Here is a 12741-nt window from a genome sequence, read left to right on the forward strand (position 1 = left end):
CTTGCGACGGACGCCGAGCGGGGGATGCGAGTGGCGGCCTCCTGCAGCTGGTCGAGGAGCGCGCGAGCGCAGCGAGCACGCGTCACGAGACCACGCGACGTGCCCTTCCGGCGCGACCACGCGCGTGGCTGGGCAGGAGCCGCGGTCGCGTGGTCTCGTGACGCGTGCTCGCCCACGGGCTCGCGCGCTCCTCGACCAGCTGGTGGCTCAGGCCGGCGAGGCGTCGTCCTCGTCGGGCGGGCTCGCGCGCTCCTCGACCAGCTGGTCGCTCAGGCCGGCGACGCGCCGTCCTCGTCGGGCGGCAGCATGCACCACGACTCCGCGAGCAGCGCCGCGACCAGCAGCAGCACGGCACCGCCCATCGTGACGAGCGACATCGTCACGGCGTCGCCCGACACGACGACCCGCGTGAGCAGGAACAGCAGCGCGCCGGACGCCCAGCCGCCGAGCACGCAGGCGACGAGCACCGACGCCTTCGCGCCCGCGAGCACGCCCGTCGCATGCCGGAAGCCGACCTTGCGGCCGCCGCGCACCATCTGCCGCACGGGCCATGCGAACGCCACGAGCACCACGGCGATGCCTGCGAGCACGACGCCGATCGTCGGCGGCAGCGGCAGGATCGGCCTGCCGGCGCCCGCGAGCGCCGCATCCACCGCGAACCCCGCGGCTGCCGCGACGATCCACGTCACGACGAGCGTCGTCGTCGAGGTGCGCGTCATGCGCGATCCTCGCGGTAGGGCCAGACGTCGCCGTGCGCGTACTCGGCGAGCTCGGCGATCCCGCCGTGCTCGGGCAGCTCGGCGCCCGGCTGCACCTCGAGCCACGGCTGCAGCACGAACTGCCGCTCGTGGGCGCGCGGATGCGGCAGCGTGAGCACGGGATCGTCGGAGACGACACGGTCGTATGCGACGACGTCGACGTCCATCGTGCGGTCGCCGAAGCGCTCCACGCGCACGCGCCCCAGCGCATCCTCGATGGCGTGCACGGCGTCCAGCAGGTCGAGCGGCTCGAGCACGGTGCGCACGATCGCGACGGCGTTGACGTAGTCGGGGGCGCCGTCCGCGCCGTCGGGCTTCCAGGCGGGCGACTCCCACAGCCCCGAGCGCGCGGTGACGCGGATGCCCGGGGCTCGGTCGAGCAGGTCGATCGCGCGCTGCACGAGCGCGGCCCGATCCCCGAGGTTCGCGCCGATCGACAGCACTGCCTCGGCCTCGCGCAGCATCACGCGCGCCCGCGCTCGATCGTGACGGCGACGTCGCCGAAGGGCACCGTGATGGGGGCGCCGGGCTTGTGCACCGTGACGCGCACGCGCTGCGCTGCCGCGAAGCCGAGGGCGACGGCGGCGATGCGCTCGGCGACGGTCTCGATGAGGTCGACGGGGTCGCGCTCGACGGCCGCGACGACGGCCTCGGCCAGCTCGCCGTAGTGCACGGTGCGGGCGAGCTCGTCGCCGCGCGCGGCGGCGGCGAGGTCGACGTCGACGTCGAGGTCGATGACGAAGCGCTGCCCGTCGCGGCGCTCGTGGTCGAAGACGCCGTGGTGCGCGAACGCCTCGAGGCCGCGCAGCTCGATGCGGTCGGCGACGCCCGCGACGGGCGCCGGCCGACGCGCCGCCGCGCCGACGGCGTCGAGCACGTCGAGCACGCGTCGCGTCGAGACGACGTCGTGCACGCGCACGCCCCACGCACCGGCCTGCGCCGCGAGCACAGAGAGCGCCGCCGTGCCGTGGTCGCGTGCGTCCATCGGCGCATCGGCGGGCAGCAGCGCGCCCAGGAACCGCTTGCGGCTCGCGCCGACGAGCACGGGCAGGCCGAGGTCGACGATGCGATCGAGCCCCGCGACGAGGCGCCAGTTGTCGTCGGCGTCCTTCGAGAACCCGAGGCCCGGGTCGAGCACGATGCGCGCCGGGTCGATGCCCGCGGCCACGACGGCGTCGACGCGTGCCGAGAGCTCGTCGCGCACGTCGGCGACGACGTCGCCGTACGTGGTGCCGAGCCCCAGGTCGTGCCCGCGCCAGTGGGTGAGCACGTAGGTCGCGCCGAGGTCGGCGACGACCGAGGCCATGCGCTCGTCGGCGAGGCCGCCCGAGACGTCGTTGACGATCGTCGCGCCCGCCTCGACCGCCGCGCGCGCCGTGTCGGCGTGCATGGTGTCGATCGACACGGCGATGCCGCCCGACGACAGCGCCTGCACGACGGGCAGGATGCGCGCGAGCTCCGCCTCGACCGCGACGGGCGTCGCGCCGGGCCGTGTGGACTCGCCGCCGACGTCGACCACGTCGGCGCCCTGCACGCGCAGACGGCGGGCGTGCGCGATCGCCGCGCCCGCATCCTCGAACCTGCCGCCGTCGCTGAACGAGTCGGGCGTCACGTTGAGCACGCCGAGGATGCGCGTCACCGCGACTCCCCGATGAGCGCCATGATCTCGGCCCGCTCGACGGGCTCGGCGAGCACGCCGCGGCTCGCCATCGTCACGGTCGACGACCGCACCTGGCGGGCGCCGCGCGCCGTGACGCAGCCGTGCGTCGCCTCGACGACCACGAGCACGCCGCGCGGGGCGAGGCCGCGCACGAGCGCGTCGGCGATCTCGTCGGTGAGGCGCTCCTGGATCTGCGGCCGTGACGCGACGGTGTCGACGACGGCGGGGATGCGGCCGAGGCCCACGATGCGTTCGCCGGGCAGGTATGCGACGTGCGCGGTGCCCATGAACGGCAGCAGGTGGTGCTCGCAGATCGAGCGCAGCTCGATGCCGCGCACGAGCACGAGCTCGCCCGTCTCGCCCTCGAGGCTCGTCGAGTCGGCGAGCTGCTCGGCGGCGTCGACGCCGACGCCCGAGAAGTAGTCGGCGTACGCCTCCGCGACGCGGCGCGGGGTCTCGGCGAGCCCCTGCCGCGTCGGGTCGTCGCCGATCGCGGCGAGCAGCTCGCCCACCGCCGCGGCGACGCGTGCCCGATCCACCGTCATGGTCAGGCTCCGCTCGCGCCTTCCGCGCCCGGCTCGTCGGCATCCACCTCGACGGCGGCGTCGACCTGCTGCGAGACCGGCAGCGAGATCGGCGGCTGGTCGCTCACGGGGCGGCCGGTGCTCGAGAGCCACTGCTCGCGCGGCGTGAGCTTCTGCACGTCGGCGAAGATCTCGGCGAGCTGCAGGTGGTCGAGCGTCTCCTTCTCCATGAGGTCGGTCGCGAGGCGGTCGAGCACGACGCGGTTGGCGTTGAGCACCGTCCACGCCTCGTCGTGCGCCTGCTCGATGAGCGCGCGCACGGCCGAGTCGACCTCGCGGGCGACGTCCTCGGAGTAGTCGCGACCGTGTCCCATGTCGCGGCCCATGAAGACCTCGCCGCTGCCGCCGCCGAGCTTCACGGCGCCCAGCATCGACGTCATGCCGTACTCGGTCACCATCTTGCGCGCGATGCCCGTGGCCTTCTCGATGTCGTTCGACGCCCCCGTCGTGGGGTCGTGGAAGACGATCTCCTCGGCGACGCGGCCGCCCATGGCGTAGGTGAGCTGGTCGAGCAGCTCGTTGCGCGTGACGGAGTACTTGTCGTTGACGGGCATGACCATCGTGTAGCCCAGAGCGCGGCCACGCGGCAGGATCGTGACCTTCGTGACGGGGTCGGAGTGATTCATCGCCGCCGCCGCGAGCGCGTGTCCCCCCTCGTGGTACGCCGTGATGAGGCGCTCCTTGTCGTTCATGACGCGCGTGCGGCGCTGCGGGCCGGCCATGACGCGGTCGACGGCCTCGTCGAGCGACTCGTTCGTGAGGTGCTTCTGGTTCGTGCGCGCCGTGAGCAGCGCGGCCTCGTTGAGCACGTTCGCGAGGTCGGCGCCCGTGAAGCCGGGCGTCTTGCGCGCCAGCACGGCGAGGTCGACGTCGTCGGCCATCGGCTTGCCCTTGGCGTGCACGCGCAGGATCGTCTCGCGGCCCGCCATGTCGGGCGCATCGACGCCGATCTGCCGGTCGAAGCGGCCGGGGCGCAGCAGCGCGGGGTCGAGGATGTCGGGGCGGTTCGTCGCGGCGATGAGGATGACGTTCGTCTTCACGTCGAAGCCGTCCATCTCGACGAGCATCTGGTTGAGCGTCTGCTCGCGCTCGTCGTGGCCGCCGCCCATGCCGGCGCCGCGGTGACGACCGACGGCGTCGATCTCGTCGACGAAGATGATCGCCGGCGCGTTCTGCTTCGCCTGCTCGAACAGGTCGCGCACGCGGCTCGCGCCGACGCCCACGAACATCTCGACGAAGTCCGAGCCCGAGATGGAGTAGAACGGCACGCCCGCCTCGCCGGCGACCGCGCGCGCGAGCAGGGTCTTGCCGGTGCCGGGAGGGCCGTACAGCAGCACGCCCTTCGGGATGCGGGCGCCGACGGCCTGGAACTTCGCCGGGTCCTGCAGGAACTCCTTGATCTCCGCCAGCTCCTCGACGGCCTCGTCGGCGCCGGCCACGTCGGAGAACTTCACCTGCGGCATGTCCTTCGAGACCATCTGGGCCTTCGACTTGCCGAACTGCATGACGCCTCGGCCGCCGCCGGCCATGCGGGTCATGATGAAGTAGAAGAGCGCGCCCAGCAGCAGCACGGGCAGCAGGATGCTCAGCAGGCTCACGAGCCAGCTGGACTGCGGCACGCTGTCGTCGAAGCCGTCCGACGGGTCGGCGTCGGTGATCGCCTGCACGATCGCCTCGCCGCGCTGCGTCACGTAGTAGAACTGCACGCGGTCGGTGCCGAGGTCGTCGTCGACGTCGGACAGCACGAGCGTGACGCGCTGCTCGCCGTCGATGATCTCGGCCTGCTGCACGGCACCCGACTCGATGAGGTCGATGCCCTGGTCGGTGCGGATCTCGCGGAACGTCGGCGTCGTGATCAGCGTGAAGGCGAACACGCCGATGATGAGGGCGAGCACGACCCACGGGATGGGGCCGCGCAGCAGCTTCTTGATGTTCAACACACGTCCTTGCGTCGCGTCGGTGCTGCTCAGGCTACCCGGGCGGCGCTGGGCATCCTGCCGCTGTTCGCTGCGGGCGCGGGAGCCTGTGGAAGCGCCCAGGCCGCACGCCTATCCGACGATCTCGAACGACATGACGATGGCGCGGATGACGGCGTACTCGCTCGTGCCCACGTACGCCTGCGCGTCGCCGAGCGAGCCGACCACCCATGCGCTCCCGGCGTCGGCGCCCTGCACGGTCGCCTCGCTGCCGAAGCTCACCACGGCATCGCCCGCCTGGAAGCCGTGCACGATCGGGCAGCGCGGCGACTGCGCCGCCGCCGACGGCAGCAGGCCGACGCTCACGATCCATGCGCCGTCGAGCTGCAGCGCGGCCGCCCCGTACGCCACGTCGGCGGCGCCCGCGATCGTCACGGGCTGCACGTCGAGCTGGTTCGTGCTCCACGCGACCGCGGCGCCGCTCGCGTCGAGGCAGCGTCCGTCGCTCTGCGGCGCCGCGCCCGCCGGCACGACCGTGAGCTGCAGCTGCTGCTCGCCGTCGGGGCGCAGCACCGCGAGCCCGTTCGCGATCGGCTGCGTCGACCAGTCGGCGGGGATGCGGAAGCTCGCCGACGTGCCGTCGACCGGCGCGACCTGCTGCCACGCGCTCGTGTCGATGCCGGCGATCTCGGCGGGCAGGGCCGAGTCGACCTCGACGGCCTCCGGCTGGGGCTCGCCGACCGGCGTCGGAGGGGGCGCGGTGAACTCGGTCGGGTAGGTCTCGCTCGGCGACGGCTCCGGCGATGCGCCGGCGCAGCCGACGAGCGCGAGGGTCGTTCCCAGGGTCAGCGCCGCGAAGGCTCGTGCAGGTCGGAGCATGCCAGCATCCTCCCGCGCACCCGGCGTCCACGCCCAGCGCGCGGCCGGGGTTGACGCCGCCCGCGGCTCAGGCGTCGTCGGTCGATGCGTACACGTGCGGCGCGAGCACGGCGACGCCGCGCAGGTTGCGGTAGCGCTCCGCGTAGTCGAGGCCGTACCCGATGACGAAGTCGTTGGGGATGTCGAAGCCGCAGTAGCGCACGTCGACCTCGACCTTGAGCGCATCCGGCTTGCGCAGCATCGTGCAGATCTCGACGGATGCGGCGCCGCGCGAGCGCAGGTTCGCCTGCAGCCACGAGAGCGTGAGGCCCGAGTCGATGATGTCCTCGACGATGAGCACGTCGCGACCCGTGAGGTCGGTGTCGAGGTCCTTGAGGATGCGCACGACGCCGCTCGAGGTGGTGCCCGAGCCGTACGACGACACGGCCATCCAGTCCATCTCGACGTCGCGCCTCAGCGCGCGCGAGAGGTCGGCCATGACCATGACGGCGCCGCGCAGCACGCCGACGAGCAGGATCGAGCGACCCTCGTAGTCGCGCTCGATCTCGCGAGCGAGCTCCTCGAGGCGAGCGTGCAGCTCCTCCTCGGTGTGGAGGACGCCTGCGAGGTCCTGCTCGATGTCCTTGAGGTCCATGTGCTGCGCTCCTGGCGGTGGGCTGGCGGGCTCGGGGCTCCCAACCTACCGGCGGCGGGTGCGGCGCAGCGTCACGAGCAGCACGACGAGCCCGGCGAGCGCGATGAGCGGACCGAGCACCGTCCACGTGGTCGTGCCGGTCATGGAGGAGCCGGCCACGAGGCCGATCCCCTGCAGGAAGAACAGGCCGCCGGCCGCGATGAGGATCACGCCGAGCACGATGCCGAGGATGCGGGTCATGGGCTCACCGTAGGCGCCGCGACGACGTCGCCGCAGCGCCTTGCGCGGTCAGGACGCGAGCCGCAGCGACGCGACGACCTGCAGCATCGTCTGCCCCGCGGCGGAGGCGACGAAGCTCGAGGCCTCGTCGAAGGAGCCGAAGCGCGACCAGTCCTGCGAGGCGTCGGTCGGCAGTCCGAGCCCCGACGAGAACGCCGTCGCGAACAACACGGTGCGCAGGTCGGCGTCGTAGCCGATGTTGTAGAGCAGGCAGGTGGCCTCGGCCTCGAGCATCGCGTCGGGGATGACGCCGATCGTCAGCGCGACGCTGCCATCGGCCTGCTCGACCGCGTAGGCGGCGTCGAAGAACGCCTCGTCGGCCATGGGCTGGAAGCCGGCGGCCGAGGGCGTCTGCGCCAGCACGGACATCGCGGGCGTCTCGGTGCAGCCGCCGCCGATGCCGCCGAGCCCGCCGAGGTCGTGGAAGTACGCGAGCACCGGCGTGCCGTCGGCGTCGAGCACGCGCACGTCGACGACGCGGCCGCCCTCGTTCTCGCTGCTCTCGTCGAGCGTCGTCCAGTCGGCGGGCATGCTCCAGGTCGTGCCGTCCTCGACCGTCACGGTCTGCCACGGCTCCGCGCTCGGCTCGGGCGCGAGCGTGGGCGATGCGCTCTCGCTCGGGGTCGCGGACGGCGTCGCGGAGGAGCTGGCGGACGCGTCGGGGGCATCGCCCGCCGGTGCGCATCCGACGAGACCCGCGACGGCGAGGGCGAGGAGCGGGACGTGGCGGAGACGATGCATGGGTGGTCCTCTCGGTCGGTCGGGCATCCTGTCATGTCCGGCTGACGGGATCAGTGACGGCAGTGGATGCGGATGCCCCGCAGCAGGTCGGCGAGCGTCCGGCGCTCGGCGGTGTCGAGGTACGCGAGCGCGGCGTCGCGGGTGTCGAGCTCCAGCCACCTGCCGGATCCTCGACGACGAAGATGCCCGTCGAGATGGCATCGGCCGGCGGTGCGGTGCACGGTGCCGTCCTCGATGGGTGGTCTGCTGCGGGTCAGCTCGTACGCACGGAGCGCAGGATCTCGAGGATCGTCGCGTACTCGTCGGTCTCCATGTACGCGGTCGCGTCGTCGAGCGAGTCGACGGTCCAGAGCGGGTCGTCCTCGATGGACGCCATCATGAAGTGCGTGCCGATGGACACGCCGCCATCGCTCGAGCCGTGCACGAAGTACCAGCTGCAACCGGTGGCGCCAGCCTCCGGCAGGCGATCGACCGACGTGATGCCGACGCCGAAGGTCCACCGTTCGTCGTCGGTGCCGAGGGCGACCGTCGTGATCTGCGGCGTCTCCTCGGCCCCGAGCGCCTGCACGTCCGCGGGCTCGCTCGCGAGCACCTCGACCGGGAACTGGTAGTCCTCGCCGCACGCCCCGCCGATGTCGACGTAGTCGCTCGACTGCAGCAGCTGCTGCCCGTTCGGCGCCGTCAGGATCGCGCTGTCGAACCAACGGCCGCCGGCGTCGGCGGGCGACTCCACGGACTCGCTCGTGAGCGTCCAGTCCGCCGGGTAGCGGTAGGTCATGTCGCCGTCGTGGGTCGAGTACTCGAGCCAGTCGCTCGTGTCGATGCCCTCGGCGGCGGTGGGCGTCGGCTCGGCCGACGAGCTCGGCGACGGCTGCGACGAGTCGCCGACGACCTCGTCGTCCGCCGCGGGCGCGCAGGCCGCGAGCACCAGCGGCACGGCGAGCGCCGCGACGGCGAGCGCCGTGCGCATCGGGTATGGACGATGGTCCATGCAGGCTCTCCTCACGTGCGCGGTCTGCGCATCCGACCCGTCATGTCCGGCATCGGCGTTCGGTCACGCGGATGCTGGGTCGAGCATGCGGGCGGTCTGCGACCAGCCTCGTGGCGTGCGCTCGAGGTGGGGCGCGACGCGAGGCGATCGTGATGCACCCGTGATCCTCCGAGCGCCCGCCCGCCGCGGGTCAGGCAGCGGTGAAGAGCAGCAGCGAGCCCTCGCGCGCCACGCGGATGCCCGGCAGGTGGATGGGGCCCTGGCCGTGCCAGTCGGTCACGAGGCGCGACGCCTCGAGCGTCTGCTGCCGCGTGAGCGACACGTGGAACTCGCTCTGCACCGCGAGGCGGATGATGCGCTGGCGCAGGGCGGGCGGGTTGGCGGCGAGCGCGCCGGCGTGCAGCGACAGGCCGCCCTCGGCGTGCTCGACGAGATCGCCGATCTGCTCCTGCGCGAAGTGCGCGAGCGCCTCCGCGTCCTCGCGCAGCTGGTCGGCCGTGCGCGTGAGCGCCTCGACCACGCCGCCGCCGAGCTCCTGGTCGAGGATCGGCAGCACGCGGTCACGGATGCGGGCGCGCAGGAACCGGTCGTCGTGGTTGTGCGGGTCGTTCCACGGCTGGAGGCCCTGGTCGCCGCACGCGGCCTTCGTGTCGGCGCGGCGCACCGTGAGGAACGGGCGTCGCAGGAAGCCGATCGCGGGGTGCATTCCCCACAGGCTCTCGGGGCCCGAGCCACGGGCGAGGCCGATGAGCACGGTCTCGGCCTGGTCGTCGAGCGTGTGGCCGAGCAGCACGGCGGCCGCATCGACCTCGGCGCGCGCCTTGAGCAGCGCCGCGTAGCGCGCCTGCCGAGCGGCGGCCTCGGGGCCGCCATGGCCGTCGACCGTCACGCGGCGCACGAGCACCGGCTCGAGTCCGAGGTCGCGTGCCTGCTGCGCGGCGGTCTCGGCGACCTCCGCCGATCCCTCCTGCAGGCCGTGGTCGACGACGACGCCACCGACGCGCATGCCGGCGCGAGGACCCTCGAACGCCGTCGCCGCCGCGAGGGCGAGCGAGTCGGGGCCTCCGGAGAGGGCCACGAGCACGAGCGAGCCCTCGTCGATGCCCGCGAGCGACTCCCGTACGGCGCGACGCGTGTCGGCGACCGCGGGGGTCAGCCTCGGGCGGCGGTCGTCGTGATCGGGCATGCCATGATCCTATTGCCGATCGCAACACCCGAGACAGGAGCGCCAGTGGCCGCCTACGACGTCGTCATCGAGATCCCCAAGGGGAGCCGCAACAAGTACGAGGTCGACCACGAGACCGGTCGGGTCTACCTCGACCGCGTGCTCTTCACGTCGTTCGTCTACCCCACCGACTACGGGTTCTTCGACGAGACCCTCGGCCTCGACGGCGACCCCGTCGACGCCCTCGTGCTGCTCGACTACTCCGTGCCGCCCGGCGTCTTCGTGAAGGTGCGCCCCGTCGGCCAGCTGAACATGGAGGACGACGGCGGCATCGACACGAAGGTCATCTGCGTGCTCGAGAAGGACCCGCGCTGGGCCCACATCCAGGACATCGACGACGTGCCGAAGCAGACGCGCGACGAGATCGAGCACTTCTTCGTGCACTACAAGGACCTCGAGCCCGGCAAGTGGGCGAAGGTCGGCGGCTGGGAGGGCGCGGCTGCGGCCGAGGCCACCGTGCAGGCGGGCTTCGAGGCCTTCCAGGCCTCGGACCACGACGGCGACGCGACCGTCGAGGCACCCGCGCCCGGCCGCGACTGAGCTTCGCCGAACCGACCGAGGGCGGCGCATCCGATGGATGCGCCGCCCTCGTCGTGTCCGCGGGTGCGGATCAGATGTTCGCGCCGCGTGCGCGGAGGAAGCCCAGCGGGTCCTGCGCGACGCCACCGACGCGCACCTCGAAGTGCAGGTGGCAGCCGGTCGACCAGCCGGTCGAGCCCTCATAGCCGACGACCTGGCCGGCGGCGACGGACTGGCCGTAGCCCAGCGGCGACGGCGCGGCCATGTGGTAGTACCGCGTCTGCACGCCGCCACCGTGGTCGATCCAGATCATGTTCGCGCCGTAGGAGTCCTGCCCGCGCACCGCCACGGTGCCCGCGGCTGCCGCGTAGATCGGCGTGCCGCAGCCCGCGACGATGTCGAGGCCGGCGTGGAGCTTCGAGAACGATCCCGTCACGGGGTCCGTGCGCCAGCCGAACGTCGACGAGATGCGGCCGTAGTGCGGCGACGTCCAGCCGCCGTTCGAGACGCCGGGGCCGGCGTAGCCACCGCCACCACCGCCGCCGCTGCTCGAGCCGCCGCCACCGGCTGCTGCCGCTGCCGCCGCGGCCGCCTGCTGCTGGCGGAGCAGCTCCGCCGCCGCCGCCTCGCGAGCGATGCGCTCCTGCTCCTGCCGGATGCGCTCCTGCTCGGCGAGGTAGGCGTACCACGCCTGACCGGCGTTGTAGTCGGCCTCGGTCGCTGCTCGGTTCTCCTCGAGCACGCTCAGCTGCGCCTCGAGCTCGGCCTTGTGCGCGTTCGTGCGGTCGACCGCGGCTGCCGCCTCGGCGGCTGCGGTCGTCGCGGCCTCGAGCGCGGCGTTGGCCTCGTCGCTGAGGCGCTGGCGCTCGTCGCGGGCGACGCCCGCCTGGTCCTGCAGGGACTGCGCGGTGTTCGCGTCCTGCTGCGCCTGCGTGTAGAGCGTGTCGGCCGTCGACGCCGCGCTGTCGAGCAGGCTCAGTCGGTAGAGCCACTCGTCGGCGCTGCCCGGGTTCGCGAACAGCTCGACGCTCAGGTCGCCTGCGCCGCCGGTGCGCGCGAGCTGCGCGGCGAGCTGCGACGCGGCCCGCTGCGAGTCCTCGGCGACGCGCTGCGCCGCTGCGGCCTGCTCCTCGAGCTGCGACGCCGTGAACGCGGCCTCGTCGAAGCGGTCCTGCGCCTCGGCGGCCTCGCCGGCGCGCTGGTTCGCGACCTGCTCCGCCGCGGCCTGCTCGGACTCGAGGCGCGAGATGAGGTCGCGGATCTCGGCGATCTGCGACTGCTGCGCCGCGACGTCCCCGCGAGCCGCCTCGACCTCGCTCCACGTCGGGAAGCCCCACGCGTCCTCTGCCTGCGCAGGCGCGCCCGGGGTCACGATCGTCACCGTGAGCGCCGTGACGGCGGCCGCTGCGATGAGGCCGAGACGCAGGCGCGACGGACGTCGCGACGACTGCGCGGTGCTCTGCATGTGGGATTCCTCGCCACGAGATGGGGGATGGAGCGGGCCTCGGCAGACTATCAACCTGCGGTAGAGAGTCAAGGATGCTCGCCGTGGCTCCGGTTCGGAGACGACGGCGACTGCGGATTGCGCGAGCCGGCGCGGCCATGCTCGCATGCACGGGGCGTCGACACGCAGAGGACCCTCGGGATCCGTCCAGACAGGCTCGATCCGACGCGCCGAGGAGACGCGCTCCCGGACGGATTTGGCAGGACGCGGGATGTGACGTAGAGTCTTCCCTCGGTAGCCATGAGTCCTCGACGCATGGCCCCATCGTCTAGCGGCCTAGGACATCGCCCTTTCACGGCGACAGCACGGGTTCGAATCCCGTTGGGGTCACTGGTCGATGATGCAAGGCCCTGTAGCGCAGTTTGGTTAGCGCGCCGCCCTGTCACGGCGGAGGTCGCGGGTTCAAGTCCCGTCAGGGTCGCGGTGCGACCCCTCGCGAAAGCGGGGGGTTCACGCTAGGTCCGGGAGGTTCGCCTCCCGGCCCTCAGGCTCTGTAGCTCAGTTGGTAGAGCGCACGACTGAAAATCGTGAGGTCACGGGATCGACGCCCGTCGGAGCCACGCAGCGGTCATTACGCCGCTGCTGAACCCCCGCGTAGCTTCTACATCGCGGGGGTTCGCTCATGTCCGGGGGCGCTCTCGGAGTTCGCCCGAGGTCGCACCCAGAGCGCCCAACGACCTCGCCTTGGTTCGGCCATCCCGAAGCGAGTTGTCGAGCGAGTGCAGACCGCTCATCTGCGTTTCGGCCCAGGCGACGGCCGACGCCGAGGCCTGTGCTGCGGAGAGATGCCCGACGCGGTTCCGAGTCTCCAATTGCGCCGATCATGATCGTCTGCTGTGTCCATACAGATCTCATGCGGCCCTACGCACCGCGACTGCCCCGCTCATACTCGACCGGCCAGCGCGGACGCATCGCTGCACCGCGCCTCCTGATCTGCTGCGGCTCGCACGACACTCGCCCACTGGCCAAACCTTGGTCAACCCTCGGGGCAACTAGACAGCAAGTGATGAGCAGACTTCGACTAGTTTGAATTCGCGTGCGCATTCGATGC

General features: G+C 72.4%; 14 protein-coding genes and 3 tRNA genes. 4 read left to right on the forward strand and 13 right to left on the reverse strand.

The features are described from left to right. Positions 1 to 269 precede the first annotated feature (269 nt). The 12 genes from FS793_RS08245 to tilS form a co-directional block, all read right to left on the reverse strand. Positions 270 to 719 carry a DUF3180 family protein gene (locus FS793_RS08245; protein WP_144720027.1) on the reverse strand — a complete coding sequence of 150 codons (450 nt, stop codon included), beginning with the start codon at positions 717 to 719 and terminating at the stop codon, positions 270 to 272. Continuing rightward, positions 716 to 1222 (reverse strand): 2-amino-4-hydroxy-6-hydroxymethyldihydropteridine diphosphokinase, encoded by a 507-nt coding sequence (folK, locus tag FS793_RS08250; protein ID WP_144720028.1) that lies wholly within the window; start codon positions 1220 to 1222, stop codon positions 716 to 718. The genes FS793_RS08245 and folK overlap by 4 nt, the downstream gene beginning before the upstream one ends. Beyond that, a complete protein-coding gene (folP, locus tag FS793_RS08255; protein ID WP_144720029.1) occupies positions 1222 to 2397 on the reverse strand; it encodes a dihydropteroate synthase in 1176 nt (391 codons plus the stop codon). The genes folK and folP overlap by 1 nt, the downstream gene beginning before the upstream one ends. Next, positions 2394 to 2963, reverse strand: coding sequence for a GTP cyclohydrolase I FolE (gene folE, locus FS793_RS08260; protein WP_144720030.1), 570 nt, complete (start codon positions 2961 to 2963; stop codon positions 2394 to 2396). The genes folP and folE overlap by 4 nt, the downstream gene beginning before the upstream one ends. Positions 2964 to 2965: 2 nt before the next feature. Then, a complete protein-coding gene (gene ftsH, locus FS793_RS08265) occupies positions 2966 to 4939 on the reverse strand; it encodes an ATP-dependent zinc metalloprotease FtsH (protein ID WP_144720031.1) in 1974 nt (657 codons plus the stop codon). Between the two features lie 111 nt (positions 4940 to 5050). Continuing rightward, entirely contained in the window at positions 5051 to 5797 is a 747-nt protein-coding gene (locus FS793_RS08270; RefSeq protein WP_144720032.1) for a hypothetical protein, read from the reverse strand. A gap of 67 nt (positions 5798 to 5864) precedes the next feature. Beyond that, positions 5865 to 6431, reverse strand: a complete 567-nt coding sequence (hpt, locus tag FS793_RS08275) for a hypoxanthine phosphoribosyltransferase (protein WP_144720033.1) — start codon at positions 6429 to 6431, stop codon at positions 5865 to 5867. A gap of 45 nt (positions 6432 to 6476) precedes the next feature. Further along, the gene (locus FS793_RS08280; RefSeq protein ID WP_144720034.1) at positions 6477 to 6671 is read right to left on the reverse strand and encodes a hypothetical protein; all 195 of its coding nucleotides are present in this window, start codon (positions 6669 to 6671) and stop codon (positions 6477 to 6479) included. Between the two features lie 48 nt (positions 6672 to 6719). Beyond that, complete coding sequence (locus tag FS793_RS08285) at positions 6720 to 7451, reverse strand: hypothetical protein (RefSeq protein ID WP_144720035.1); 732 nt, start codon at positions 7449 to 7451, stop codon at positions 6720 to 6722. Between the two features lie 50 nt (positions 7452 to 7501). Then, the gene (locus tag FS793_RS16190; protein ID WP_186329399.1) at positions 7502 to 7672 is read right to left on the reverse strand and encodes a hypothetical protein; all 171 of its coding nucleotides are present in this window, start codon (positions 7670 to 7672) and stop codon (positions 7502 to 7504) included. Between the two features lie 32 nt (positions 7673 to 7704). Next, positions 7705 to 8442, reverse strand: a complete 738-nt coding sequence (locus FS793_RS08290; RefSeq protein ID WP_144720036.1) for a hypothetical protein — start codon at positions 8440 to 8442, stop codon at positions 7705 to 7707. A gap of 190 nt (positions 8443 to 8632) precedes the next feature. Then, entirely contained in the window at positions 8633 to 9628 is a 996-nt protein-coding gene (gene tilS, locus FS793_RS08295; protein WP_144720037.1) for a tRNA lysidine(34) synthetase TilS, read from the reverse strand. Between the two features lie 45 nt (positions 9629 to 9673). Between tilS and FS793_RS08300 the strand changes: the two genes are divergently transcribed. Beyond that, the gene (locus FS793_RS08300) at positions 9674 to 10207 is read left to right on the forward strand and encodes an inorganic diphosphatase (RefSeq protein WP_144720038.1); all 534 of its coding nucleotides are present in this window, start codon (positions 9674 to 9676) and stop codon (positions 10205 to 10207) included. A gap of 70 nt (positions 10208 to 10277) precedes the next feature. Here the strand turns inward: FS793_RS08300 and FS793_RS16195 are convergent, their stop codons facing one another. Then, positions 10278 to 11651 (reverse strand): M23 family metallopeptidase, encoded by a 1374-nt coding sequence (locus FS793_RS16195; protein WP_186329401.1) that lies wholly within the window; start codon positions 11649 to 11651, stop codon positions 10278 to 10280. Positions 11652 to 11947: 296 nt separating this feature from the next. On the opposite strand from FS793_RS16195, the gene FS793_RS08315 reads away from it, so the two are divergent. From FS793_RS08315 to FS793_RS08325, 3 genes are all read left to right on the forward strand, one after another. Then, positions 11948 to 12020: transfer RNA gene (locus FS793_RS08315), tRNA-Glu, on the forward strand. Between the two features lie 16 nt (positions 12021 to 12036). After that, positions 12037 to 12111, forward strand: a tRNA-Asp gene (locus FS793_RS08320). 66 nt (positions 12112 to 12177) lie between these two features. Further along, positions 12178 to 12250, forward strand: a tRNA-Phe gene (locus FS793_RS08325). The last annotated feature ends 491 nt before the right edge of the window (positions 12251 to 12741 follow it).

Origin of the sequence: Agrococcus jejuensis (assembly GCF_007679035.1) — a bacterium.
In the GTDB taxonomy this organism is placed as follows: Bacteria; Actinomycetota; Actinomycetes; order Actinomycetales; family Microbacteriaceae; genus Agrococcus; species Agrococcus jejuensis_A.

What these genes read in the sequence shown, in the direction of transcription:
- FS793_RS08280 (WP_144720034.1), bottom strand. Translation starts at nt 6,671, where the DNA reads ATGACCCGCATCCTCGGCATCGTGCTCGGCGTGATCCTCATCGCGGCC.
- FS793_RS16195 (WP_186329401.1), bottom strand. Translation starts at nt 11,651, where the DNA reads ATGCAGAGCACCGCGCAGTCGTCGCGACGTCCGTCGCGCCTGCGTCTC.
- hpt (WP_144720033.1), bottom strand. Translation starts at nt 6,431, where the DNA reads ATGGACCTCAAGGACATCGAGCAGGACCTCGCAGGCGTCCTCCACACC.
- FS793_RS08270 (WP_144720032.1), bottom strand. Translation starts at nt 5,797, where the DNA reads ATGCTCCGACCTGCACGAGCCTTCGCGGCGCTGACCCTGGGAACGACC.
- FS793_RS08245 (WP_144720027.1), bottom strand. Translation starts at nt 719, where the DNA reads ATGACGCGCACCTCGACGACGACGCTCGTCGTGACGTGGATCGTCGCG.
- tilS (WP_144720037.1), bottom strand. Translation starts at nt 9,628, where the DNA reads ATGCCCGATCACGACGACCGCCGCCCGAGGCTGACCCCCGCGGTCGCC.
- FS793_RS08290 (WP_144720036.1), bottom strand. Translation starts at nt 8,442, where the DNA reads ATGGACCATCGTCCATACCCGATGCGCACGGCGCTCGCCGTCGCGGCG.
- folE (WP_144720030.1), bottom strand. Translation starts at nt 2,963, where the DNA reads ATGACGGTGGATCGGGCACGCGTCGCCGCGGCGGTGGGCGAGCTGCTC.
- FS793_RS08285 (WP_144720035.1), bottom strand. Translation starts at nt 7,451, where the DNA reads ATGCATCGTCTCCGCCACGTCCCGCTCCTCGCCCTCGCCGTCGCGGGT.
- folK (WP_144720028.1), bottom strand. Translation starts at nt 1,222, where the DNA reads ATGCTGCGCGAGGCCGAGGCAGTGCTGTCGATCGGCGCGAACCTCGGG.